The sequence below is a fragment of the Rhodoblastus sp. genome (genome assembly GCF_019449565.1).
Taxonomy (GTDB): domain Bacteria; phylum Pseudomonadota; class Alphaproteobacteria; order Rhizobiales; family Beijerinckiaceae; genus Rhodoblastus.
In genome coordinates this window covers 1-21,438 of the sequence record NZ_JAGRPM010000085.1, presented here as the reverse complement: position 1 = coordinate 21,438, position 21,438 = coordinate 1, and the positions used below count along the sequence as shown (strand labels likewise).

General features: G+C 62.2%; 26 protein-coding genes. 16 read left to right on the top strand and 10 right to left on the bottom strand.

The genetic code is table 11. The features are described from left to right. Positions 1 to 103 precede the first annotated feature (103 nt). From QZ409_RS19980 to QZ409_RS19970, 3 genes are all read right to left on the bottom strand, one after another. Complete coding sequence (locus tag QZ409_RS19980) at positions 104 to 562, bottom strand: hypothetical protein (RefSeq protein ID WP_296714897.1); 459 nt, start codon at positions 560 to 562, stop codon at positions 104 to 106. 3 nt (positions 563 to 565) lie between these two features. Then, complete coding sequence (locus QZ409_RS19975) at positions 566 to 1,531, bottom strand: LysR family transcriptional regulator (RefSeq protein ID WP_296714895.1); 966 nt, start codon at positions 1,529 to 1,531, stop codon at positions 566 to 568. A gap of 197 nt (positions 1,532 to 1,728) precedes the next feature. Beyond that, positions 1,729 to 2,883 carry a patatin-like phospholipase family protein gene (locus tag QZ409_RS19970; RefSeq protein WP_296714893.1) on the bottom strand — a complete coding sequence of 385 codons (1,155 nt, stop codon included), beginning with the start codon at positions 2,881 to 2,883 and terminating at the stop codon, positions 1,729 to 1,731. A 473-nt stretch (positions 2,884 to 3,356) separates the two neighbouring features. Here QZ409_RS19970 and QZ409_RS19965 point away from each other — a divergent pair, with 473 nt between their 5' ends. The 6 genes from QZ409_RS19965 (at position 3,357) to QZ409_RS19940 (ending at position 8,394) form a co-directional block, all read left to right on the top strand. Continuing rightward, a complete protein-coding gene (locus tag QZ409_RS19965) occupies positions 3,357 to 3,662 on the top strand; it encodes a DUF2282 domain-containing protein (protein ID WP_296714890.1) in 306 nt (101 codons plus the stop codon). Between the two features lie 46 nt (positions 3,663 to 3,708). Next, positions 3,709 to 4,626, top strand: a complete 918-nt coding sequence (locus tag QZ409_RS19960) for a DUF692 domain-containing protein (RefSeq protein ID WP_296714888.1) — start codon at positions 3,709 to 3,711, stop codon at positions 4,624 to 4,626. Beyond that, a complete protein-coding gene (locus QZ409_RS19955; RefSeq protein WP_296714884.1) occupies positions 4,616 to 5,416 on the top strand; it encodes a DNA-binding domain-containing protein in 801 nt (266 codons plus the stop codon). Before QZ409_RS19960 ends, QZ409_RS19955 begins: the two co-directional genes overlap by 11 nt. Next, complete coding sequence (locus QZ409_RS19950; protein WP_296714882.1) at positions 5,413 to 5,928, top strand: DoxX family protein; 516 nt, start codon at positions 5,413 to 5,415, stop codon at positions 5,926 to 5,928. Before QZ409_RS19955 ends, QZ409_RS19950 begins: the two co-directional genes overlap by 4 nt. A gap of 176 nt (positions 5,929 to 6,104) precedes the next feature. Beyond that, entirely contained in the window at positions 6,105 to 7,658 is a 1,554-nt protein-coding gene (locus QZ409_RS19945) for an FMN-binding glutamate synthase family protein (protein WP_296714880.1), read from the top strand. Positions 7,659 to 7,815: 157 nt separating this feature from the next. After that, positions 7,816 to 8,394, top strand: coding sequence for an NADPH-dependent FMN reductase (locus tag QZ409_RS19940; RefSeq protein ID WP_296714877.1), 579 nt, complete (start codon positions 7,816 to 7,818; stop codon positions 8,392 to 8,394). A gap of 32 nt (positions 8,395 to 8,426) precedes the next feature. Here the strand turns inward: QZ409_RS19940 and QZ409_RS19935 are convergent, their stop codons facing one another. After that, positions 8,427 to 9,353: a LysR family transcriptional regulator gene (locus QZ409_RS19935; protein ID WP_296714874.1), complete on the bottom strand. Its 927-nt coding sequence runs from the start codon at positions 9,351 to 9,353 to the stop codon at positions 8,427 to 8,429. 128 nt (positions 9,354 to 9,481) lie between these two features. On the opposite strand from QZ409_RS19935, the gene QZ409_RS19930 reads away from it, so the two are divergent. From QZ409_RS19930 to QZ409_RS19910, 5 genes are all read left to right on the top strand, one after another. Continuing rightward, on the top strand, positions 9,482 to 10,033 hold the full coding sequence (locus tag QZ409_RS19930; RefSeq protein ID WP_296714871.1) for a carboxymuconolactone decarboxylase family protein: 552 nt from the start codon (positions 9,482 to 9,484) through the stop codon (positions 10,031 to 10,033). Positions 10,034 to 10,074: 41 nt separating this feature from the next. Further along, on the top strand, positions 10,075 to 10,296 hold the full coding sequence (locus QZ409_RS19925) for a hypothetical protein (RefSeq protein WP_296714870.1): 222 nt from the start codon (positions 10,075 to 10,077) through the stop codon (positions 10,294 to 10,296). An 84-nt stretch (positions 10,297 to 10,380) separates the two neighbouring features. Continuing rightward, complete coding sequence (locus QZ409_RS19920) at positions 10,381 to 10,845, top strand: DUF1348 family protein (RefSeq protein ID WP_296714868.1); 465 nt, start codon at positions 10,381 to 10,383, stop codon at positions 10,843 to 10,845. A gap of 10 nt (positions 10,846 to 10,855) precedes the next feature. Then, on the top strand, positions 10,856 to 11,488 hold the full coding sequence (locus QZ409_RS19915; RefSeq protein WP_296714866.1) for a pyridoxamine 5'-phosphate oxidase family protein: 633 nt from the start codon (positions 10,856 to 10,858) through the stop codon (positions 11,486 to 11,488). Between the two features lie 159 nt (positions 11,489 to 11,647). Then, complete coding sequence (locus QZ409_RS19910) at positions 11,648 to 12,313, top strand: glutathione S-transferase (protein WP_296714863.1); 666 nt, start codon at positions 11,648 to 11,650, stop codon at positions 12,311 to 12,313. A 20-nt stretch (positions 12,314 to 12,333) separates the two neighbouring features. On the opposite strand, the gene QZ409_RS19905 is transcribed toward QZ409_RS19910, so the two are convergent. From QZ409_RS19905 to QZ409_RS19890, 4 genes are all read right to left on the bottom strand, one after another. Further along, on the bottom strand, positions 12,334 to 13,131 hold the full coding sequence (locus QZ409_RS19905) for a molybdopterin-binding protein (RefSeq protein ID WP_296714862.1): 798 nt from the start codon (positions 13,129 to 13,131) through the stop codon (positions 12,334 to 12,336). Beyond that, positions 13,103 to 13,990: a cytochrome b/b6 domain-containing protein gene (locus QZ409_RS19900; RefSeq protein WP_296714860.1), complete on the bottom strand. Its 888-nt coding sequence runs from the start codon at positions 13,988 to 13,990 to the stop codon at positions 13,103 to 13,105. Before QZ409_RS19900 ends, QZ409_RS19905 begins: the two co-directional genes overlap by 29 nt. 69 nt (positions 13,991 to 14,059) lie before the next feature. Next, positions 14,060 to 14,311: a pentapeptide MXKDX repeat protein gene (locus tag QZ409_RS19895; protein WP_296714859.1), complete on the bottom strand. Its 252-nt coding sequence runs from the start codon at positions 14,309 to 14,311 to the stop codon at positions 14,060 to 14,062. Positions 14,312 to 14,633: 322 nt separating this feature from the next. Then, positions 14,634 to 15,557 (bottom strand): LysR substrate-binding domain-containing protein, encoded by a 924-nt coding sequence (locus QZ409_RS19890; protein ID WP_296714856.1) that lies wholly within the window; start codon positions 15,555 to 15,557, stop codon positions 14,634 to 14,636. A gap of 123 nt (positions 15,558 to 15,680) precedes the next feature. On the opposite strand from QZ409_RS19890, the gene QZ409_RS19885 reads away from it, so the two are divergent. Next, entirely contained in the window at positions 15,681 to 16,073 is a 393-nt protein-coding gene (locus tag QZ409_RS19885) for a tautomerase family protein (RefSeq protein WP_296714855.1), read from the top strand. A 104-nt stretch (positions 16,074 to 16,177) separates the two neighbouring features. On the opposite strand, the gene QZ409_RS19880 is transcribed toward QZ409_RS19885, so the two are convergent. Together QZ409_RS19880 and QZ409_RS19875 are read right to left on the bottom strand one after the other, a co-directional pair. Continuing rightward, on the bottom strand, positions 16,178 to 16,453 hold the full coding sequence (locus tag QZ409_RS19880; RefSeq protein ID WP_296714853.1) for a hypothetical protein: 276 nt from the start codon (positions 16,451 to 16,453) through the stop codon (positions 16,178 to 16,180). Continuing rightward, positions 16,450 to 16,842, bottom strand: coding sequence for a hypothetical protein (locus QZ409_RS19875; RefSeq protein ID WP_296714850.1), 393 nt, complete (start codon positions 16,840 to 16,842; stop codon positions 16,450 to 16,452). The genes QZ409_RS19880 and QZ409_RS19875 overlap by 4 nt, the downstream gene beginning before the upstream one ends. Positions 16,843 to 16,846: 4 nt before the next feature. Between QZ409_RS19875 and QZ409_RS19870 the strand changes: the two genes are divergently transcribed. The 4 genes from QZ409_RS19870 to QZ409_RS19855 form a co-directional block, all read left to right on the top strand. Next, a complete protein-coding gene (locus QZ409_RS19870; RefSeq protein WP_296714847.1) occupies positions 16,847 to 18,364 on the top strand; it encodes a hypothetical protein in 1,518 nt (505 codons plus the stop codon). A 571-nt stretch (positions 18,365 to 18,935) separates the two neighbouring features. Beyond that, positions 18,936 to 20,081: an FIST N-terminal domain-containing protein gene (locus QZ409_RS19865; protein WP_296714845.1), complete on the top strand. Its 1,146-nt coding sequence runs from the start codon at positions 18,936 to 18,938 to the stop codon at positions 20,079 to 20,081. 11 nt (positions 20,082 to 20,092) lie between these two features. Beyond that, entirely contained in the window at positions 20,093 to 20,953 is an 861-nt protein-coding gene (locus tag QZ409_RS19860) for an aldo/keto reductase (RefSeq protein WP_296714844.1), read from the top strand. Between the two features lie 290 nt (positions 20,954 to 21,243). After that, positions 21,244 to 21,438 (top strand): hypothetical protein (locus QZ409_RS19855; protein WP_296714843.1); only part of this gene is annotated, 195 nt, incomplete at its 3' end.

The following is a 21,438-nucleotide window of genomic DNA, read 5'->3' as shown; positions in this document are numbered from 1 at the left end:
GGAGCCGCTTCTATGCCATCCAGAAGCAATAGATCGCCGTAATGGCCAGAGCCACTCCGCCTCGTCGCAAATCAAGCGCGGCGAATTACGTACGCGCCGCGTGTCAGCGAACGGGACAAAACCCAAAGACTCGTTGGCCGTCGCAATCGCTGGAGCTGACTCCGCCCTGATAAAGGCCCTGGAAGCTCATCCGATCGACCGTCCCCGACGCGTGACGCGTGACCCCAGCTTCAGCACGGTGATGATGGGCGGAGGCGGCATTGGCTCCGTTTGAAGCAAGACCAGCGGCGGCCAGGGCCACGATGGCGATTATCGTCTTCATATTCCGATCCTCTCTGCGTTTTGGCAGTGGGACAATTCCCTTCTGCATGCGCGATTTGGCCATAGGATCCGGGGAATTTGAAATATAAGCTCGCAATGGTTTCGATAGCGCGCCGCTATCTCTGAAACGGAGGAGCAATGGCGCGGCGATGAAACGATAGATGGCCGCCGGAAGATCGACGACCGAACAAGTCGCCGTCTCGCAACCCTGTCCGCTGACGCTCGACGGGGCCGCGCTCATCCTTCAGTCCGGACTCGCCGTCAATATAGGCGCCGCACGTCCAGCCACCACCGCCGAGTCCGGCGGCGCCTTTTCCGTGAGCCTCCCGCCGCCTCTCCAGTCGACCTGTGCGGCCTCCTTGACGAACGCGGCAAGAGCGGGAGAGTGCGGGCGTCCGCGGACGGTCACGAGATTAACCTCGCGCCATATTTCCGGCTCGACCAACGGGCGCGCCACGACGCCGGCAATGGAAACACAGCTCGCGGGCATGAAGCCAAATCCTTGGCCGGAGGCGATCATGGCCAGCACCCAGTCGTCGCGTTCGCTGCGGAACACTACCTCGCAGTGGACGCCCTGTTCGCTGAAAAATCCGCCGACATAGCCTCGGAACTCGCATTTCGCCCGATTGACGTAACGCTCTCCATCCAGATCGACGACACGTATGGCGTTCCGCGTCGCGAGCCTGTGCTCGGGATGCAGAACGATCATCATCCTTTCGCAAAACAGAGGCCGCAGCAGAAGCTTGTCCGACGTCTCGTCGGAAGGCAGGCAGTAAATCGCGACATCGATTTCGCCCTCGATCAGCTTGTCATTGAGTTCGCGGGCGCTCGCATCGACCATTTCGACCTCGATGCCGGGATGTCGGGCGCGGATGGCGCTGATCAGATTAACCAGCTCCGCCGGCGCGATGGTGCACATGACGCCAAGTTTCAGATTCGATTTTTGCAGCGTCTTGAAATTGTGGGCGGCGCGCTTGGCGGCTTCCGACTGGAGCAGCGCATCTTGGAGATGCGGCCGCACCGATTGGCCGAGTTCGGTTAGATGCGTGTTGGCGCGCTCGCGGTGGAACAGCGCGCCGCCCATTTCCTCCTCCAGCAGCTTGATGGCGCGCGTCAGTGAAGGTTGCGCCACATGGCATTTTTCCGCCGCACGCGTGAAATTCAGCTCTTCTGCGACCGCGAGGAAATAGCGGATCTGATGCATTTCCATGGGCGTCCCCGACGAAGCCGAGAGGGCTCCGGCCGGAAATTTTGGCGCGGTCCAAACCCCGTCCTCGGCAAAGCTGACTGACCCAGAATACGCGGCGTGGATCGATTTTTCTACCTCCTCGCGATTTTCAGGCGGCGGGCGAAAGAAGCCCGGGCCATAATGGCCAACGCCACGGCAAAGTCCCAGCCGGCGCGGCGTCAGCTCGTGCGGGTCGAGGAATCCGAAACGTGTTCGTGCAGAATGAAACCTTCGAGCGGATCGTGATCGCGCTCCCACGGTCGTTCGGCCAGAACCTGGCGGGTGTCGGCGAGGCCCGCGCTCCAACGCGCCCGAATGCCGGCGCCGCTGAAATCGATGTCCTTGGTATGGTCTTCGCCATTGACCTCCGGGGCCAATAACCTCACCACATGCATGTGGGTCATGCAGCCATAGGCCGCCATTTCCTTCACGCGAGGCGAAGTCCTGACGTCATCGGGCAAGAGGTTGGACAGGTCACTGATGATATGACGGAGGCGATGAATCTGCTTTTGGCGCAGGACCTGCGCCTCGGTGCGGCTGGCGTATTGCACGTCCTTCTGCCGGCTGACGACGTCCCAGATCGAGCTGGGCTCGGGCCCGCGCGGATGCCACATCTGCACGGAAAAAACCAATGAGTTGCGGCGCGGATTGTCGTCGAACACGGCCTCGATCGGCGTGTTCGACAAGATGCCGCCGTCCCAATAGAGGTCCTCGTCCACGCGAACTGCGGGAAAAGCCGGCGGAAGCGCGCCGGAGGCCATGATATGTCTCAAGTCGACCCGACAGTTCCTGCTGTCGAAATAATGCATATTTCCGGTCTTCACATTGGCCGCCCCGACGGTGATGCGCGGCGCGCTGCGGTTCAGCAGGTTGATGTCGACAAGGCCGGTCAGTGTTTCTTTCAGCGCTGCGGTTGAATAATAGCCGGCGCTTTCCGGTCCCAATGTGAAACGAGGATGAAGGAAGGCCCTCGGTTCTGGCGTGAAGAAATTCGGCAGTCCGCCAAACAGGGTGGCGAGATTTCCCAGCCAGTTCGAGACGGGCGCCCAGGCCGGCAGGAACGGCGCATATTCCATCCTTTCGACCCGCCGCCAGAACGTCCGCAGGCGGTCCATCCTTGCGCCGGGCTCGTTGCCGGCCAGCACTGACGCATTGATCGCGCCGATCGACGTGCCGATCACCCAGTCAGGCTCGACGCCCGCTTCATGAAGCGCCTCATAGACTCCGGCCTGATAGGCGCCGAGCGCGCCGCCGCCCTGGAACACCAGGACAATCTGGCCCAGGCGAGATTTCAAGGATTGTCCATGTTCTCCGTAGCCCGAAGCGGTCGCCATCGTCGATCTCCAACGTCATAGAGTTCTTCGCCGATCTCGCTCGCACGTTACGCTCGGCTCGATATTTTTTCCTTCCGAATTGCAGGGGCAGTATGTGGAAAGCGGCGCGGGGTTTGAAATGCCGTCTGCCTCCAAATTCGATAGACGTCCGCTATCGTCGAGCCCCTGACTGGATGGCGGGATCGCGCCGGATGCTTTCAGAAGTAAATTCTGCGAGTGGCGTTTCGGATCATAGCGACCGCGCATCATATCGATAGCGCAGCGATATTTCACATCGCCCCCTCCACGCGACATCTTGTTTACGCGGAACAGAGCCGGGACGCCTTGCCCCCTGCGGGTTCAAGACCTCGACCTGTCGCCGCCGCGAAACTGTCGGCCCTCGCGCCCAGATACTTAGAGGCCGACGTCATGCTTCCTCGTCCCTGCAGGCGCACGAAGAGTCCTGCAGGGCAAACCACGAATGGAGAAGTTTCATGTCTGCAAAAACCGTGATCACCTCGTTTGTTCTGGCCAGCGCCTTGTCGAGCGCCCTCGTCTCGATCGCCGCCGCCGGCCCTCTGTCCTCCGCAGAGGTCGAGGCCGCCAAAGCCGCCAAGAAAGAGAAGTGCTTCGGCGTCGCCCTCAAGGGCATGAACGATTGCGCCGCCGGCCCCGGCACGACCTGCCAGGGGACCTCGACCAAGGATTTCCAGGGCAATTCGTGGAAGTTCGTCGCGGGCGGCACCTGCACCTCGATCACCACGCCGGACGGCAAGCACGGCTCGCTGACCGCGATGTAAGCCGGTCCGGGGTCATGACTTGAAACGCCGGAAAATGGGGGCGGAGATGACGACAGAACTGACTGCAATCGCCGATAGAACATCCTCGGCGCCCCGCTTTCCGGCGCCCTCCGTCGCGGGCCTTGCCGGCACAAGCTGCAAGCCCCAGCACCTGCAGGCCATCCTTGCAGGCCCCAAGCCTCGCGGCTTCTTCGAGGTTCACGCCGAGAACTACATGGGCGCGGGCGGCCCGCCGCATCGCGCGCTCGAAGCGATCCGTCGCGACCATTCCATTTCTCTTCACGGCGTCTGCATGTCGATCGGCGCGCCCCAGCCTCTGGACCGGGCGCATCTCGCGCGCTTCCGGGCGCTCGTGCAACGCTACGAACCGGCGCTCGTGTCCGAACATCTTGCCTGGTCGACGCACGGCAACACCTTTTTCAACGATCTCCTGCCTCTGCCTTACACCGAGGCGACACTCGCGACCGTCTGCGATCACCTCGACGAGGCGCAGGAGGCGATCGGCCGTCCGCTGCTGCTCGAGAATCCATCGACCTATGTGCTCTACAGGGAGTCGAGCATGAGCGAGACCGATTTCATCCGCGCCGTCGTGCGGCGCGCCGGCTGCGGCCTCCTGCTCGACGTCAATAATGTCTACGTCTCGGCGACCAACCACGGGTTCTCGGCGGCCCAATATCTCGCCGATTTTCCGCTCGAGGCGGTCGGCGAAATCCATCTCGCCGGGCACGCGGAACAGACGGACGACGAAGATGGCCCGCTCCTGATCGACAGCCATGACCGGCCAGTCGCCGACGCGGTGTGGGCGCTGTTTGAAAGCGTCGTCGTGCGGGCGCCGGCCATCCCGACACTGATCGAATGGGACGGCGAGATTCCCGAATGGTCGCGCCTGCAGGCGGAAGCGGCCGCCGCGCAATCCATTCTCGATCGCGCCGGCCTTGACGCGAGGCGCAGCCATGCAGCCTGACCTTTTCCGAACCCCGCCGGCGGGCGGAGACTATGCGGCCGCCTTTTCCGCGACCTTGCTCAAACCCGGCCGTGAGGCGCCCACGCTGATCTGTGGACCGGCAGGCAAGGCGGCGGCGAAGCGCTTCGCCGTCTACCGCAATAACGTCACGGTGAGCCTGATCGATGCGCTCGCCGCGGTCTACCCGGCCGTGCAGCGGATCACAGGGGGCGAGTTTTTCCGCGCGATGGCGCGCTTTCACGTCCGGGAGACGCCCCCGAGTTCGCCGCTGCTTTTCGAATATGGTCGGGACTTTCCCGCCTTCATCGCGCATTACCCTTACGCAGGCGCCATGCCGTGGCTTGCGGATGTGGCGCGCGTCGAGCGCGCCTGGCTCGACGCCTATCACGCCGCTGACACGGCGCCGCTCGGCGCTTCGGATCTGGCCCGCGCGCCTTCCGAACGCCTGCCGGTTCTGGTCTTCTCGCCCCACCCGACGACCCGCCTTCTACGCTCGTCCTATGCGGCCGTCACGATTTTCGCGGCCAACCGGACGGATGGGCCGATCGAAGAGATCGACGCGAGCGAGGCCGAGGACGCGCTCATTACACGGCCGGACTCTGAAGTGGTGGTGCGCCGGCTGGCGCCCGGACAGTTCGAGTTCCTGTCGGCGCTGATGGCCGGCCAGGAACTCGGGAAGGCGACGGAGGCCGCGATTGGGGCGCATTCTGATTTCGACATTGGGATGGCCCTGATGACCCTCATCGAATCCGGCGCATGCACGTCGGCGACTTGTGGAGAGAACACATGACCAGCATTACGCAAATGGAATCCGTGAGGAGTATTCGCTCGTCCGTCGCCCATCTGCTGGACAGATCCGAACGCATCGTCAGCGCCGTGGCGCCGAAATCGCTGGTTCAACTTGCCCTGCGTTTCGCGCTGGCTTTCCCCTTCTGGCAGTCCGGCATCCTCAAGTGGGACGGCTTCCTGAAGCTCAGCGACACCGCCGTAAGCCTGTTTACCGATGAATTCATGATTCATCTTCCGGGCGGCCCTTACCCGTTCCCGGCGCCGAACGTGATGGCGTTCCTCTCCGGCTGCGGGGAGGTCACCTTTGCTGTCCTGCTCGTCCTGGGGCTGGCGACGCGCTTCGCCGGGCTTGGCCTCCTGTTCATGACGCTCATTGTCGAATTGACCGTGCCAGACGGCTGGCCGATCCATCTGACCTGGGCAGCGATGGCGCTCGCCATCATCGCCGGAGGCGCCGGGCGGCTCTCCCTCGACGCCCTGATCCGCCGCGTTCTCGGTTTACCTGCGACTTAGGGCGTGCGGCCCACCCTTCGTTTGTAACATCTTCGATCATGCGGACGAACAACCATGGTGCGAGACGGGGTTAGCGCCACGTCGCAGGCTGAATTGCATGCAGTTGCCGCGCTCGGACGGATGCTGCGAAGCGAACGAATTGTCGCCCCGAGCTTGAACGAGGAAGGTTGTCGGCCATGACACTTATCGCGTCGTCGGTGATGAAAACGCTCGATTTCCTGTCGACGCTGTTTGTGCTCGCCTTTTTCTGCTGTGTGCTGATCGCCCTGGGCATCTTTTTGCTTGACCGGACGCAAAGGAGAGACGCGATTTTGCGGAACTACCCGCTCATCGGGCACATGCGCTACGTTTTCAGCGATTTGGGCGAATTCTTCCGGCAGTATTTTTTCGCGATGGACCGCGAGGAGCTTCCTTTCAACCGCGCGGAACGCGGCTGGATCGAAAGAGCCTCGAAGAACCACGATTCCACCGTCGCGTTCGGCTCGACCAAATTTATCAAGGAGGCTGGCACGCCCATTTTTGTGAACTGCCCGTATCCAACGCTCGAAAAGGATATCGAGCCGACGCCGCGTTTCATTATCGGGCCGGATTCGCCAAACCCATATGAGGCCCAATCGTTTTTTAACATTTCCGGCATGAGTTTTGGCGCCTTGTCGGCGCCGGCGGTGCTTGCCCTCTCCAAGGGCGCCAAAATGGCCGGCTGCTGGCTGAACACCGGCGAGGGCGGCCTTTCTCCTCATCATCTCGCCGGAGGGGCGGACATTGTCTTCCAGATCGGCACGGCCAAATATGGCGTTCGCAACCCGGACGGGACGCTGAACGAGGAAAAGTTGCGGCAAGTCGCGGCGATTCCTCAAGTCAAAATGTTCGAAATCAAGCTTTCGCAGGGCGCCAAGCCGGGCAAGGGCGGCATTCTGCCGGGCGTCAAGGTCACGCCGGAAATTGCGGCGATCCGAGGCATCCCTGTCGGCGAGGATTCGATCAGCCCCAATCGCCACCCCGAAATCAACAATAATGAGCAATTGCTGGACTTCATCGAGCAGGTCAAAAAAATCACCCTCAAGCCGGTTGGCGTCAAAGCCGTCGTCGGCGCTTATGGATGGCTCGACGACCTGATGATCCGAATCCACGCGCGGGGCGTCGGCCCGGACTTTTTCACACTGGACTCAGGCGACGGTGGCACCGGCGCCGCCCCGATGGCGCTGATGGACAATGTCGGCCTCTCCATCCGCGAATCCTTGCCGCTGGTGCGCGACATCATCAAGAAGCACGATCTCGCCGAACGAATTCCCGTCATCGCCTCCGGCAAACTGATCACGCCCGCGGACGTGGCGTGGGCGCTCTGCGCAGGCGCCACTTTCGTGAATTCGGCGCGCGGCTTCATGTTCGCGCTCGGTTGTATCCAGTCCCTCAAATGCAACAAGAACACCTGTCCGACGGGCATCACCACACATGACAAAAGATTGCAGAAAGGCCTCGACCCCACGGACAAGGCCGTGCGCGTGGCGAATTATTGTCGCAACATACAGCATGATGTCGAGGTGATCGCGCATAGCTGCGGGGTGCCCCATCCGCGGCGGCTCAAGCGTTTCCATGTGCGCGTCGTCGGTCCTGACGGGGTCTCCCGGCCGTTGAGCGAACTCTATCCGACCGCCGATCCGGCGGATTCGAATGCGACGGCGGCGCGCAATCTGGCCAAATCTTTGGAAAGAAAGACCGTCGAACAATGAAAAGATAGAAGCATGTGCATGTTTACAGTCCTCATGCTCGGCTTCTTGATCCCTGTTGATTGCGTGGTCTAATTCATCGGCGCTTGGCTTAGAGCTTGAAGTAGATCGCGCCGCTTTTCATCGTGTTCAGCCTCATCTCGAAACGCAGAGACGTTTTATGTCCCAGAATCCGGCGCTCCGGCTCATGTTGATCGGGGGGAGTCTAAGGTCACATTCTGTGAACGGCGCGGTGCTAGCGACGGTCGCAGATATGGTTCCGGCAGGCGCGCAAGCATGCATTTATCGCCGCCTCGCCGACCTGCCGCACTTCAATCCAGACCACGACTGCGCGCCGCTGCCTGAACCGGTCGCCGACCTCCGCGATCGACTTGCTTCCGCAGACGCCGTTCTATTTTCGACGCCTGAATACGCGGGTTCAATGCCGGGAAGCTTCAAGAACCTGCTGGACTGGACGGTCGGGGGCGGCGGGCTTTACGGCTTGCCCGTCGGATGGATCAATCCGTCTGCGCACGGCGGCGCGCACGACACTTACCATGCGCTCCGGATTGTTCTTGGTCGCACCGGAGCTGAAATTGTCGAACCCGCCTGTGTCGATATCCCGGTTCCCCGGGACGCCATCGGGACGAAGGGCCTGATCGAGGCAATTGAAATCCGGGACCGTCTCCGTCGTCCGCTCGACGCTCTCCTGGACGCGGCGCGAACGCGCCGAGAAGCTTCCTACTACCGTGTCGGTTAGGTTCACACCGCGATCATCAAACCTGCAGCCCTTCATGGCGCCTTCGCGCTTTCGTCCGACGCGGGCCGAAGCGCCGCCTGACTGACGCGCGCCTTCAGCCTCGGCGTGGCGAAATCGAGAAACGCCCGCAATTTAAGCGGCAACAGCCTTTCGCCGGAATGAACAAGACTGACCGGCAAAGGCGGCGGCTCGAACTGATCGAGCACGACGGCGAGCGCGCCGGATCGAACGGCGTCTTCGACCTGATAGCTCAGCACGCGCGTGACGCCGACGCCCGCGATGGCGGCGGCGATCGCGGCTTCCGCCGTGTTGACGACGAGCCGGGCGCGAGGCGTGATCGTGACCGCGTTGAACTTCCATTGCCCCCCGACGCTCAAGGTCTGGAATGCGACGCAGGCGTGGCTTTCGAGTTCCGCGAGGTCGCGCGGAACGCCATGTTCGGCGAGATAGGCCGGACTGGCGCAGACAACGTGGCGAATTGTCCCGAGACGGATGGCGAATAGCGCGCTGTCGGGCAGCGCGCCGATGCGCAGGGCGAGATCGACGTGATCTTCGAGAAGATCGACCATCTGGTCGCCGAAGACGATCCGAATGTCGATTTCGGGATAGATCCGCAGAAAATCGATCGCCACTGGCAACAGGTGCAGGCGTCCGAACACAATCGGCGCCGTGACGATCAGATCGCCCTTGGGCGTGCGGAATTCGCCGGAGGCGATGCGTTCCGCCTCCTCGACGTCGTCGAGAATGCGGCGGCAGGACGCGATATAGGCGAGACCGGCGTCGGTAGGCGTGAACTGGCGGCTGGAGCGGTTGAACAGCCGCGTCCCCAGATGCGCCTCCAGCTCCGAAACCTTGCGGCTGACCGTCGCCAGCGGAACGTTGAGCCGCCGCCCGGCGGCCGAAAGACTGCCGGTCTCGACGACCGTCAACAGGATCGACATGGCTTCGAGGCGATCCATGATGCTTCCGAATTTCGAGAGGATACCTTCCGATACTGCCATCTATTTGAGAGATATGGAAGGGGCTAGCTTCTGGTCATCGGCCTCCCGGACCGAACGACACGCCCTTCACATCAGGAGCTTTGCCCATGTCCCGCTTTCCCATTCCCGCGACCATCGCCGACGCCCCCGCCGCCTCCCAGCCGCTGCTCGAAGCCGTGAAAAAGCAGCTTGGCGTCTCGCCAAACCTGTTCCGTCTCGTGTCGCTCAGCCCCGCCGCGCTCGAAGGCTATCTCGGCCTTTCCGGCGCGTTGGCCAAGGGCGCCCTGCCCGCCCAGACGCGCGAACGCATCGCCCTCGCCGTGGCCGAGGCCAATGGCTGCGATTATTGCCTCTCGGCGCACGCCTATCTGGCCAAGAATCTCGCGAAGCTCGACGACTCCGAGATCGCCGCCAATCGTCTTGGCCATTCGAACGACCCGAAAGCCGACGCCGCCGTGGCCTTCGCGGCGAAAGTCGTCCGTGAGCGCGGCCATGTCAGCGAAGACGCCCTGAGGGCAGTCAGGCTCGCCGGTTACGACGACGCGCAGGTGATCGAAATCGTCCTCCATGTCGCCCTCAACACCTGGACCAATTACGTCAATTCGGTCGCCGCGACCGACATTGATTTCCCCGTGGTCACCGTCGGCAAGGCGGCCTGACCGAGACGCGCGGCCCATTCCCAACCATCTGGAGCATTGTCATGAAAATTCTTCGCATCGCCTTCATCGCGCTGGCTGTCGTCGCGCCTTTCGCCTCGGCCTCCGCCGGGCGCGTCAACCGGTCGGCGTCAGAGTCCCAGCGCCAGTTCGTCGCCCGTATGGCGGCCGCGCCCGCGCCTGCCGAGCGCGGCCTGCTTGGCCCCTTTGAACCGGGCGAGAACAGCTCGACTTCGGTGAACTGGCGCAGGATCGGCGGATTCTGATCCCCGTGACACGCCTTGGCGATCGCGCGGCCTGAACGGCTGCGCGGTTGTCGTTCGACCGCCCCCTAAGACGAGGATTTCGCCATGAGCCGCCCACCGCTTCCCCCTTTTGATTTCGACTCCGCCGTCCTGAAGGCGCGCCTGGCCGAGGACGCCTGGAATTCGCGGGATCCCGCGCGTGTCGCCTTGGCCTATACGGTGGATAGCCGCTGGCGGAACCGCGCCGAATTCTTGCAGGGGCGCGAGGCGATCGAAGCCTTCCTGACGCGCAAATGGCGGAAGGAGCAGGACTATCGCCTGATCAAGGAAATCTGGGCCTTTCGCGAGAACCGGATCGCGGTGCGTTTCGCCTATGAATGGCGCGATGCGGATGGGGCCTGGTTTCGCGCCTATGGCAACGAGAACTGGGAATTTGACGAACATGGCCTGATGCGCCTGCGCATCGCCAGCATCAATGACGCCCCCTTGGCGGAAAAGAATCGCCTGTTCCACTGGCCGCTTGGCCGCCGGCCCGACGACCACCCCTCGCTCAGCGATCTCGGACTCTGAAGGCGCCGCCATGGATCAGGCCGGAAAATCCCCTTCCAGCGACATCGCCTTCACGCCCATGGTCAAGGCGGCGCAAGAGCGCAAGGGTTCGCGCTCGGTCTATGCCGCAGTCGAGGAACGCGGCGGCTGGCCGACCCGCGTCACGCCCGAACTCGCCGAATTCATCGCGGAGCAGACCAGCCTCTTCCTCGCGACCGCCAGCCGCGATGGCCAACCCTATGTCCAGCACCGAGGCGGTCCACCAGGCTTCCTGCGCGTACTCGACGAAGCGACGCTCGGCTTCGTCGATTTTGTCGGCAATCGGCAATATATCACGCTGGGCAATCTTGCCGAGAATGACCGCGCGCAATTGTTCCTGATCGATTACGCGACGCGCAGGCGCATCAAGATCTGGGGCAAGGCGCGCGTTGTCGAAGGCGACGAAGTCCTGACGGCAAAACTGATGCCGCAGGGCTATCGGGCCAAGCCGTCCCAGGTGATCCTGTTCACGGTCACCGCCTGGGACGCCAATTGCCCCCAGCATATTCCCGTCAGAATAGGCGCCTCCGACATCGCCGCCGCGCTGGCCGAACGTGACGATCGCATTCGCGCGCTTGAAGCCGAAGTCGCGGCGTTACGGGCCTCGGCGGCCAAACCGGATTGAAAAAGGCGCTCTACGGCGGGCCAGACGCCATTTGGCCACGGACCCGGCGGCCTTGGCCAGCCGCCGATCATTCGATTTCAGCCTTTCTCGACGAAATGAATATCAATCGTCACCATTCGCCTGCCTAATGGTTCCATTCACGAACCGAGGCGTTTTAAAATGATTATTCTTCGCGGCTTTGGCGTCAGCAATTATTACAACAAGCTCAAGCTGTGCCTGCTTGAAAAGAACATCCCGTTCCAGGAAAAGACGACTTACCCGTGGGAGCGCGACAGCTTTCTGCAATCATCTCCGCTGGGGCGAATTCCCTTTATTGAGACCGAACAAGGCGCCCTCTCGGAATCGCAGGTCATCCTCGAATATCTTGAGGATCGCCATCCGGAACGGCCCTTGCTACCCAAGACGCTGTTCGCGCGCGCAAAATGCCGGGAGCTGATCCAGCATCTCGAACTCAATGTCGAATGGGTCGCGCGCCGCCTTTACCGGCAGGCCTTCTTTGGCGGCGTCGTCTCGGAGGAGACCCGGAACGACGTCCGGGAAAAACTCGCCGCGGGACTGAACGCATTGTCCCGGCTGGCGCGATTTTCTCCCTATATTTGCGGCGCCGAATTCACCGCCGCGGATTGCGCGGCGTTTTTTCATCTCGACTATGTCCGCCAGGCGACGCTGAAAATCTACGGCGCCGACATGCTGGATGAACATCTGTCGGGCGCAGCCGACTATCTCGCCTTTATGGCGGAGCGGCCGCATTTTCGAACGACGATGGCCGACCGGACGAAGGCGCTGAGTGTTTTTCATTCGCTCGGCGTCGACTACGCCGGCTGAAGAGCGGGAACGCGCGCCGCTCAAATTCCGGCATACCACTCGTAGCCGCGATCGGGCCAGAAGCCGCCCTTGCCGCGCCCGAGCTGGTCGAGCCGGTCAGTCAATTCGATGCGCATCACATATTTGGCCTGTTTGTAGCCGAGCTGGCGTTCGACCCGCAGCCGCAGCGGCGCGCCATGCCCCACCGAGAGCGCCTCGTCATTGAGGCGATGGGCCAGAATGGTTTGCGGATGGAAGGCGTCGATCAGGTCGATGCTTTCATAATATTGGCCCGTGCCATCGGAGGCGCGTTCGTAGAAATCGGCGCAATGGAACACGGCAAAGCGCGCCGCCGGCTGGAGCCCTGCGCGCTTCAGGATGTCGGAGAGCGTCGCGCCCTGCCATTTGCCGATGGCGCTCCAGCCCTCGACGCAATCGTGACGGGTGATCTGGGTCCGCTGCGGCATGGCGCGCAAATCGGCGAGCGAGAGGTCGAGCGGTCTGACCACGAGCCCATCGACGCGCAGCCGCCAATTGGCGAAATCCGTCTCCTGCAAAGCCGCATATTCGGGCGTGTCGGGCGCGTGTGTGCCATTGATCTTGAAGTCGGGCGAAAGATTGGCGGCGGTGAATTCGCGCGCCAGCGTTCGTCCGCCGCCGAACAGGCGCTGCATGCGATAGGTCAGCCCCTCCGCCGAATCCAGAAACTCCTGGAATTTCGGGGCCTCGGAGAGGCGGTCGCAGCCCCCGAGCAGCGTGGCGCCAAGGCCTGCTGCGCTGAGGCCAAGAAATTTGCGCCGTCCGATGAGTTTAGGGTTGGGGAGCAGAATGCGGCTCATGGTCGTCGTCCTCTGAAATCGCAAGCTTGCCAGTGATCATCGCCCGCACCCCGTTGATTGGCCCGGCGAGCAGCACCATGGCCAGATGGACGAGCACGAACAGAAGCAGCAGCGTGGCGGCGATGAAATGGATGGTCCGGGCGGATTGCCGGCCGCCGAACAGATCGACCAGCCAGGGCAAAAGGGCGTCCATGCCCGGCGACATGGTGAGCCCGGTCAGGATCATGACGGGCAGCAGCCCTGCCACGACGCCGACATAGGCCAGTTTCTGTAAGGGATTGTAACGGCGCGCCGCCTCGCCCTTGGGAAATTTCAGCCGCAGGTGATCGACAATGTCAGCGAGAATTGCGCGCGGCCGCAGCTGTTCGCGGGTCGGCGCGAGATCGCGCCGCAGATGGCCGTTAATCAGCCCGAACAAATAATAGGCCGCCAGATTGGCGACGAAAAGCCAGGCAAAGAAGAAATGCCAGCGGCGTCCCAGCGTAAGGCTCCGCCAGCCGGGGATCGTCGCCCAGCGCGGAAAGGCCCGCACGGTCAGATCGCCATCGGCATTGGGGACAAGGCCCAGAGCGCCGGTCGTGTCGAGGGTCGCCGATCCCAGCCGGACGAAGCCTCGCTGACCGCCGTCGCCGATCGTTTCTGCGCCGATTTCGAAGGCCGGCCGATCGGAATCCGCGCCGGACTGGCCCCAATAAAGCGCGGGATGCGCCAGGAAAATTTGCAGGCCGCTCATCAGCAGGACCGTCACGCAAAGCGCGTTGATCCAGTGGGTGATGCGGGTCGCAAGCGCATGGCGATGAACCAGCCTGCGCCCCGTAGACGCCGGCGCGCTCAGATCCGCCGCTGGAAGGATCGTCATCTCATGTCCTGCCCTGTTTGCCTTGGAACGCCCGCTCCGGAACGACGCGGAGCGGGCCAGATTTACAGTTTACTTGCCAGGCTTCATGGCGTCGCCCTTCATGGCGTCACCTTTCATCGCATCGCCCTTCATAGCGTCGCTCTTCATCGCGTCGCTCTTCATCGCGTCACCCTTCATGGCGTCGCTCTTCATGGCGTCGCCGTGCATGGCGTCGGCTTTCATGCTGTCGGTCGACGGCTTGTCCTGAGCGGCGGCGGCGCCGGCGAAAGCGAAAAGCGCGAGGAAAGCGAAAGCGGCGGTGCGGTTAATCTTGGCGTTCATGGCGATATGCTCCTGAAGTGGTGCGAAGGAAATCCTCTGGCCGGCCGTTCCGGCCGTCAGCTTTTCTCCGCTTGTGAAAGGATTTGCCCTTCATCGACCTTACGCAGCGCCCTGCGGGCTTGTTACCTGGCGCTACGGAATTTCTCTCTTTCTCTGAGACGGGTCTTTGAAGGCATGCGGTTCGAGGGCGGGGTCTGGGTGCTCGGCAAAGGCCGACAACTCGAACATAGCCGCCCGGATCCTGCTCAGACAGCCGGCCATATCGGAAGATGTCCTCCCGAAATTCGGAAGGCGACCTGTGGCCGGTCCGGTTGTCGCGGTCTCATGCCGAGATCGCTTGCGCGCTCTGGGGCGCCATGACATCCGAAGTCGCGCCGAGGTTCAGCTTCAACGTCTCGCGCAAAATAACTTTCAGCAAGGACGCCGCCGGCGACGGTTGAGAATCGGCCATGCGCAGGAACAGCCCAATCTGCGGCAATTCGGGGAGTCCGGCAGCCTTAGCGTCAAGCGGCTTTACGCCGACGGGAAGGCCCTGCGCCGTGCGCGGCGTCACGCCCAAGCCGGCCGAAACCGCGGCCCAAAGCCCCGACAGGCCGGGACTGCTGAAGGCGACGCGCCATGAGACTCCAACGGCGTCGAGGGCGGCGACGCCCGCCTGGCGAAAGACGCAGGGCAGGTCGAAGGCGACCAGGGGAAGCGCCGCAGCCGGATCGCGCACAAAGCCGCTTGCGGGGCCGATCCAGCTCATTTGCAGGTCGGCCAGCTTCTCGCCCCGCCTATCCTGTTCGGATCCGCCCCAAAGCAGCGCGATATCCAGCGCGCCTGTCGCGAGGCCTGCCAACAGAGTCGCGTTCCGGTCGACACGCGCTTCGACATGGACGTCCGGGTGCACCCGCGCGAAGCGCGCCAACACGCCCGGAAGCCAGGTTTCGGCAAAATCCGGCGGCAGCCCGAGGCGAACCGAACCGGAGACAGCAGAGCTTCGCGCCGCCATCAGCGCCTCGTCGTTCAGATCAAGCAGGCGGCGCGCATAGCTAAGCAGGGACTCGCCCGCTTCCGTGAGAGCGAGACTGCGCCCGTCCTTGCGGACCAAGGGCTGACCGACCTGCTCCTCCAGCTTGCGCAATTGCATGCTGATCGCTGACGGCGAGCGGCCGACCCTTTCCGCCGCCTTTGCGAAGCTTCCAAGATCGACGCCGGCGACAAATGTGCGCAACACGTCCATGTCGAGGTTCACGAGAGACATCGGAAACTATTCCATTTTTCTGAATGATTGCTTCATAACATTGAAATTATCACAACACTCGATCAGGCGTAGGGTTTTCTCGTGGCTGGCGGCCCTGCCCGCTTAACGAGAGAGGAAACCACGATGCCCTTCGTGAACATCAAGATCGCGGGCCCGGCCCTGCCCCCCGAACGCATCATCCAGCTTCAGCGCGCCGTGACGTCGCTCATGGCCGGCGTGATGAGAAAAAAGGGCGAACTCACCGCCGTGCTGGTAGAGCAGACGCCGTCATTGGCGTGGAGCATAGGCGGCGAAGCCGTCGCCGTGGCGGCGCATCTGGACGTCAAGGTCACGGAGGGGACCAATAGCGCAGAGGAAAAGGCGCGCTTCATCGCAGACGCCCATGCCCTGCTGAAGGACGCGCTGGGACCAGACCTGCCGCTCGCCACCTATGTCGTCGTCGACGAGGTCCCCGGAAACGCCTGGGGCTACGGTGGCCAGACCCAGGCCCAAAGGGCCGGCGCCCTCTCGTCGTGATTGCACGAGCGTTCCGACATTTAAGTTCTATCAACCTTCGCGCCGGTGATGCGAGCCAAATGGCCTGCTGCCGCTTTCCTTGACGCCGGGCAACAGTGTTTGATTCAATTCTCGACAAGCGAGCGAACGCGGATAGCGGTTCTTTGCAACGGACGCAGCCGGCATCTCGGCAACGCCTTCGGCGTCGGTATTTGGTCGATCGGCTTTTTTGCCGCAGCAACAATGGCGTCGCCATAGCGTTCAAACCAGCGCCTGACAAAAGGCTTCGGCGATATCGAAGTTAGACTTGGGAACATGAGGATTTTAGCGCTGAGCAACGACCGCTTCGAACCGGCCATCGAGATCACAGGCAAAGTTGGCGGCAGGCCGCTATGGGTCAATTTGCGATGCCCGCGCGCGCAACCGGCGCGACTGCGGCGAGCGCAACAACGAAGGCGCCAGAGAGGAACAGAATTTTTTCGACCATCGCGCGACTCTCCCCATTTTCGCGGTCGATGCCCTTTTTGGGATCGGTGGGGCCCGGTCGACAAAACAGCGCATGAAGACAGTCAAGCGCGATGCAAGGAACAAGCAGCGTGCTTCGCCCTGGCGGAAGCCCGCTTCGCACCCACGACTGGATCTGCAAGTCAGTGCGCCGACGCCCGCTCGCCCTGCACCCATCGACCGCCCATGCCAGTGAGCGGTGCTGGTCGGATTTGCCGAAATGCGGCAGATTGAACTTTCCGGCAATGAGGCGTCGACAAATGTCGGGTAACGGTCGCGAGGACAAGCCTATGTCAAAGACCGAACCGGTTTCCGGCGCCGCTGTCCTCTTCGGCGCTTTGCTCGCCGCGGCCTCGCTGTTCTTCACGCTTTTTATCGCGGGCGCGCTCTCCGACCTCGGAGGCAGCGACGCCGCCGGCAACGCCATGGCCGAAGGCTTCACGGCGCTCGCGATCTTTCTGCTATACGCGCTGCTCACCGCGCTCGCTTTCGTAGCGGCGATCGGCGGCGATATGCCTAGGTCGGGGCGGATAGCGGCGCTCTTTTTCCTCCCCGCGACGTTCGGCGCGATCTGGGCGGCTTTTTCACTGCTGGCCCATTCACACATACCGCCGGGCCTGTGGCCGCTGGCGATCCCGGCCCTCGCTCCGCCATTGATTGTGTTTTATTGCTTATGGGCCTTGATCGCGCCCTTGCGCGCGGCCGTCCCGGCGCACGTCATGGGTATTCTCGTCTGGGGCTGCGTCGGTCTGCTTTGCCTTGCCACATGGCCGCTTTCCGCCATTCGCGACGGGGCGAACCAGCGCGAGGCGGCGCGCATGGACGATTGGCAGAATAAGTTCGCCGCCATGTCCGCCGACGCGCCACTGTGGCAGTGGACGCCCTTTCTGGACAGCGACGTGTATCTCGTCAGTCAGGCGGCGCGCGAAACCATCCGCAACCTGCCGCGCCGCCAAGCCGACGCCGAGACGATGCTCGATCGTGATGAATTCCCACTTGGCCAACTTAGCCAATTCGATCTCGAGCCGACCCCGGCGCTGTGCGAAAAGGCGCGGGCCTCGTTGACGCGCAGAGCCGCCACGCTGAAACCTGCACAAGGGCAAACACTCAATTATTCGCAAATAGCGAACGAAGTCGGCGCTGCTCACGAAGCCATGAACTGGTTGGTCGGCTTCGCCTGCTCCTGCGATCAAGAAGCGCTGGCGTGGGAAGCGCTGGCGAGAGCGTATGGCGCCGAGGATTATCAACTCGCCGACCTCGCCAAACTGCGCGACCCCAAGGAATTTGGCCGCATCCTCTACAATTACCCCCCGAGATTTTCCATGCTGACGCCGAAGGCGACTTTGCACGCCTGGCTGAACTTCGCCGAAGGACCGGGAGGAATCGGTAAAGCCCCGAACGCCACCCAGGCCTTGGCGGGCGCCAGAAAACTCGATCACCGCACCGCGGACGCGATCGCCTGGCTGGACGACCCTTACGCAAAAACAGATCGCTTCCTGCTGATGCATTTCCTGCCCGATCTCGATCTCGAACCAACGCCGGCCTTGTGCGCCGCTGCGCTCGCCGCCGTTCACGAAGACATTTTGCAGGCCTATCGTCCTACGGTCGACAATCCGCTTCCCTATTGGGAGTTGCTCGAGCGACTGGGGGTCGGCCAGCCTCTGAACGCACTGCAATGGGTCGCCGCACATGGCTGCGACGCCGACGCCGAGCTTGCGGCGGCCGAATCTCTGGTGCGGGGATATGGCGATTCTGCGGATCGAAAGGCGATGCTCGAATCGCTCGCGGCTTTACATCGCAAGCGTTGACAGAAGCAAATCGTCGCTTGGTCTCAGGACTTTTGGCAGCGCTCTTGCCCGCTCACGATTGATGTCACCGGATAGGTGGTCATTCATACCGGTGAAGTTGGGCGAAGGATCCGACTCCCGACGTTCATCCCGACGCGCCGAATTTTTTTGTTGCCTCGTCCTCTGCCCGTCCACCGCGACCAGCAAAGTCGGAACGAACCGATAAAGGGGCTGAGGGGCGGCGGATAGCAGGCTTTGATCGAAGGACGAGTTTCCAAACAATCAGCAGTCAAAGCCGCAACGGAATGGAGCGCCATAAGCGGACATTGCCGAAGCCGATGACGCTCGAAGCGGTCATTGCCCACCCGCCGGGAACAGCAGCCCTATAGAATCGGCACAGTTCGGTCTCGAATTCAGGTCGTCATAAACGACCTTCAGGCTCACAATCATGGCCGAATGAATCTAGACTTCCTCGTACCGGACTATAGCATCCCGTCCCCGTAATTCGAGCAGCCGCAGCGCGGAACTGGCACGGCCATTGCTCATAACGCTTGATTGCTGATGACGCGTAGCCTTTTTCCGGAGCCTGACCATGAGCGCTTTCATCTCTGCCCATGCCGGCCACGCCGACTGGAAAATTGCTTTTGCCTCCTGCCGGGAACAGGTTGATCAGCAATTGCAACAGGGGCAAAATCCCAATCTTGGCTGGTGTTATCTGAGCGATTATTATGCCAGCGCTGCTGGGAGCATTTTGGCCGCGCTGCGCGACGCGATGCCCGGCTTGCACTGGGTCGGCGCAGTCGGGGTAGGCGTGGGCGCAGGCGCGGTTGAATATTTCGATGAACCGGCGATGGTGCTGATGTTGGCGGAATTGCCGCCAGATTCGTTCAAGCTTTTTTCCGCAGTTGAGACTCTCGAATCTTGGTCTGGTTTCGAGCCTTTCGCCGCGCTTGTCCACGCCATTGGCGCCACCGATGTCACCGCGCAATTGAAGGCGCTGAGCGAGCGAACTGCGTCGGGCTATTTGTTCGGCGGCTTGTCATCGTCGCGGAGCCAGGCGCTTTGCCTTGCCGATGACGTGCGGGCCGAGGGGCTGTCCGGAGTCGCCTTCAGCTCGGAGGTGACGATTGTCTCGCGGGTCACGCAAGGGTGCCTGCCCATCGGGCCGCAACGCGCCATCACCCGCGCGGAGGGCAATTTGCTGGTGACCCTCGATGGCGCCAGGGCGATGGATTGCGTGCTCGAAGACCTTGGTCTCGATTCTGATTTGTCCGACCCGGAGATGAACAGCGCCTTGGCCGCGACACTGGTGGGGTTGGTGGCGACCAACGAGGACGCCTCGGCAAAGCCCGGTCAATTCGGCGCCAATACGGAAGTCCGCCATATCGTCGGCGTCGGGCGCAAGGCCGGCGTACTGGCGATCGCGGAGACACTGGAAAACGGCATGAGGCTCGCATTTTGCCAGCGCAATGCGGTCGCCGCGCAAGAGGACCTGCTTCGCATCGTCGGTGAGGTCCGCGCCCAGGCGGAGGCCGCGGGCCCCATGCGGGGCGCGCTTTACATCAGCTGTTCAGGGCGCGGCGGGCCGCATTTCGGCGCCCGTCACGCCGAATTTAAAATGGTGCGCGAGGCTTTGGGCGATATTCCGCTGATCGGCTTTTTCGCTGGCGGCGAAATCGCCCGTCATCATCTTTACGGCTATACCGGCGTGCTTACGGTTTTCGCCGGACCGGCCTGAGAGGACTTTATATGACAAGAGCTGTCGCGGATGAGCGCCATATCCTCACCGCCGCCGGCGTCGCCGTGCCCCGGTTGATTTACGGCACGGCGTGGAAAAAGGAGCGTACGGCGGAACTGGTCGCCCAGGCGTTGCGCGCAGGCTTTCGCGGCATAGACACCGCCTGCCAGCCCAAACATTATCACGAGCCCGGCGTTGGCGAGGCGCTGGCCGTGGTCGCCCGCGAAGGAGTGTTGCGTTCGGACATTTTTCTGCAAACCAAATTCTCGCCCTTGCGAGGGCAAGACCCTGACAACGTCCCCTATGATCCCAGCGCCAGCATAGTTCAACAGGTCCAGCAATCTTTTGCGGTCTCGCTGCGCAATCTTGGCGTGGACACCCTCGACAGCCTCGTCCTGCACTCGCCCTATCCCGAGGACAGCGACACGCTCGAGGCCTGGGGCGCCATGGAGCGCCTTTTCGACCAGGGCCTTGTCCGCCAATTGGGCATCAGCAATTGCTACGAGCCGGAAAGGTTCGAGCGCCTGTGGCGCGCCGCCCGAAAAAAACCGGCGGCGCTGCAAAACCGCGTTTTCGCTAAGACGCATTATGACCCGGCGCGCCGGGCTTTTTGCTGCAACAAAAACATTGTTTATCAAAGTTTCTGGACCCTGACCGCCAATCCACAAATCCTCGCCGCGCCAGCTGTGACAGTAACAGCGGAAAAATACGGCCGGACCCCTGCCCAAGTGTTTTTCCGTTATTTGACGCAATGCGGCATGGCTTGCCTGACAGGAACCTCCTCGCCGGAGCATATGGCGCAGGATTTGGCCATTTTCGATTTTTGCCTGACTGCAAGGGAAGGCGAGGCAATTGGGGCGCAGTTGAGATGACTTTGTCGAAGGCGGAAAATCCGCTTATCGATCTGTTCAAATTTGCGGGACCAGCTCTAAAATCCATCGGGAGAATCAAGTGAAAGGTGGATTGGCCCAGCCGGCCTGGACCCGCCCATTTTTCGGCTGTGGCTGAAATCTCAGGTACACGAGCCGCGCCGAAGGACCGCTTTGAGCAATTGTGATCCCCCGGCCCAGCGGGCGAAGAATGTCTCAAAGGGGCACGAGCACTGGTTCATTTCGCTATTGGAACGTCCGCTGAGTGCGGGAAAGCCGCCGACTGGACCTTCATGCCGTACTGCCGCTTCGAGCCGATTCCTTCCCGTCCGCGTCGGCTGCAAACCGCCGATTTCGTTGAAAAAGTCGCCGTGCAAGCGATTGCTCGCCCCGCAACGATCATTTTCTCTGGTGATTGCGGCGTGGATCCCTCGATCCGGCGGCCTGATGGCCGTCCGGGCGCGGCCTATGCCGCGATTGGTTGCGTC

What these genes read in the sequence shown, in the direction of transcription:
- QZ409_RS19980 (WP_296714897.1), bottom strand. Translation starts at nt 562, where the DNA reads ATGAGCGCGGCCCCGTCGAGCGTCAGCGGACAGGGTTGCGAGACGGCG.
- QZ409_RS19975 (WP_296714895.1), bottom strand. Translation starts at nt 1,531, where the DNA reads ATGGAAATGCATCAGATCCGCTATTTCCTCGCGGTCGCAGAAGAGCTG.
- QZ409_RS19970 (WP_296714893.1), bottom strand. Translation starts at nt 2,883, where the DNA reads ATGGCGACCGCTTCGGGCTACGGAGAACATGGACAATCCTTGAAATCT.
- QZ409_RS19965 (WP_296714890.1), top strand. Translation starts at nt 3,357, where the DNA reads ATGTCTGCAAAAACCGTGATCACCTCGTTTGTTCTGGCCAGCGCCTTG.
- QZ409_RS19960 (WP_296714888.1), top strand. Translation starts at nt 3,709, where the DNA reads ATGACGACAGAACTGACTGCAATCGCCGATAGAACATCCTCGGCGCCC.
- QZ409_RS19955 (WP_296714884.1), top strand. Translation starts at nt 4,616, where the DNA reads ATGCAGCCTGACCTTTTCCGAACCCCGCCGGCGGGCGGAGACTATGCG.
- QZ409_RS19950 (WP_296714882.1), top strand. Translation starts at nt 5,413, where the DNA reads ATGACCAGCATTACGCAAATGGAATCCGTGAGGAGTATTCGCTCGTCC.
- QZ409_RS19945 (WP_296714880.1), top strand. Translation starts at nt 6,105, where the DNA reads ATGACACTTATCGCGTCGTCGGTGATGAAAACGCTCGATTTCCTGTCG.
- QZ409_RS19940 (WP_296714877.1), top strand. Translation starts at nt 7,816, where the DNA reads ATGTCCCAGAATCCGGCGCTCCGGCTCATGTTGATCGGGGGGAGTCTA.
- QZ409_RS19935 (WP_296714874.1), bottom strand. Translation starts at nt 9,353, where the DNA reads ATGGATCGCCTCGAAGCCATGTCGATCCTGTTGACGGTCGTCGAGACC.
- QZ409_RS19930 (WP_296714871.1), top strand. Translation starts at nt 9,482, where the DNA reads ATGTCCCGCTTTCCCATTCCCGCGACCATCGCCGACGCCCCCGCCGCC.
- QZ409_RS19925 (WP_296714870.1), top strand. Translation starts at nt 10,075, where the DNA reads ATGAAAATTCTTCGCATCGCCTTCATCGCGCTGGCTGTCGTCGCGCCT.
- QZ409_RS19920 (WP_296714868.1), top strand. Translation starts at nt 10,381, where the DNA reads ATGAGCCGCCCACCGCTTCCCCCTTTTGATTTCGACTCCGCCGTCCTG.
- QZ409_RS19915 (WP_296714866.1), top strand. Translation starts at nt 10,856, where the DNA reads ATGGATCAGGCCGGAAAATCCCCTTCCAGCGACATCGCCTTCACGCCC.
- QZ409_RS19910 (WP_296714863.1), top strand. Translation starts at nt 11,648, where the DNA reads ATGATTATTCTTCGCGGCTTTGGCGTCAGCAATTATTACAACAAGCTC.
- QZ409_RS19905 (WP_296714862.1), bottom strand. Translation starts at nt 13,131, where the DNA reads ATGAGCCGCATTCTGCTCCCCAACCCTAAACTCATCGGACGGCGCAAA.
- QZ409_RS19900 (WP_296714860.1), bottom strand. Translation starts at nt 13,990, where the DNA reads ATGACGATCCTTCCAGCGGCGGATCTGAGCGCGCCGGCGTCTACGGGG.
- QZ409_RS19895 (WP_296714859.1), bottom strand. Translation starts at nt 14,311, where the DNA reads ATGAACGCCAAGATTAACCGCACCGCCGCTTTCGCTTTCCTCGCGCTT.
- QZ409_RS19890 (WP_296714856.1), bottom strand. Translation starts at nt 15,557, where the DNA reads ATGTCTCTCGTGAACCTCGACATGGACGTGTTGCGCACATTTGTCGCC.
- QZ409_RS19885 (WP_296714855.1), top strand. Translation starts at nt 15,681, where the DNA reads ATGCCCTTCGTGAACATCAAGATCGCGGGCCCGGCCCTGCCCCCCGAA.
- QZ409_RS19870 (WP_296714847.1), top strand. Translation starts at nt 16,847, where the DNA reads ATGTCAAAGACCGAACCGGTTTCCGGCGCCGCTGTCCTCTTCGGCGCT.
- QZ409_RS19865 (WP_296714845.1), top strand. Translation starts at nt 18,936, where the DNA reads ATGAGCGCTTTCATCTCTGCCCATGCCGGCCACGCCGACTGGAAAATT.
- QZ409_RS19860 (WP_296714844.1), top strand. Translation starts at nt 20,093, where the DNA reads ATGACAAGAGCTGTCGCGGATGAGCGCCATATCCTCACCGCCGCCGGC.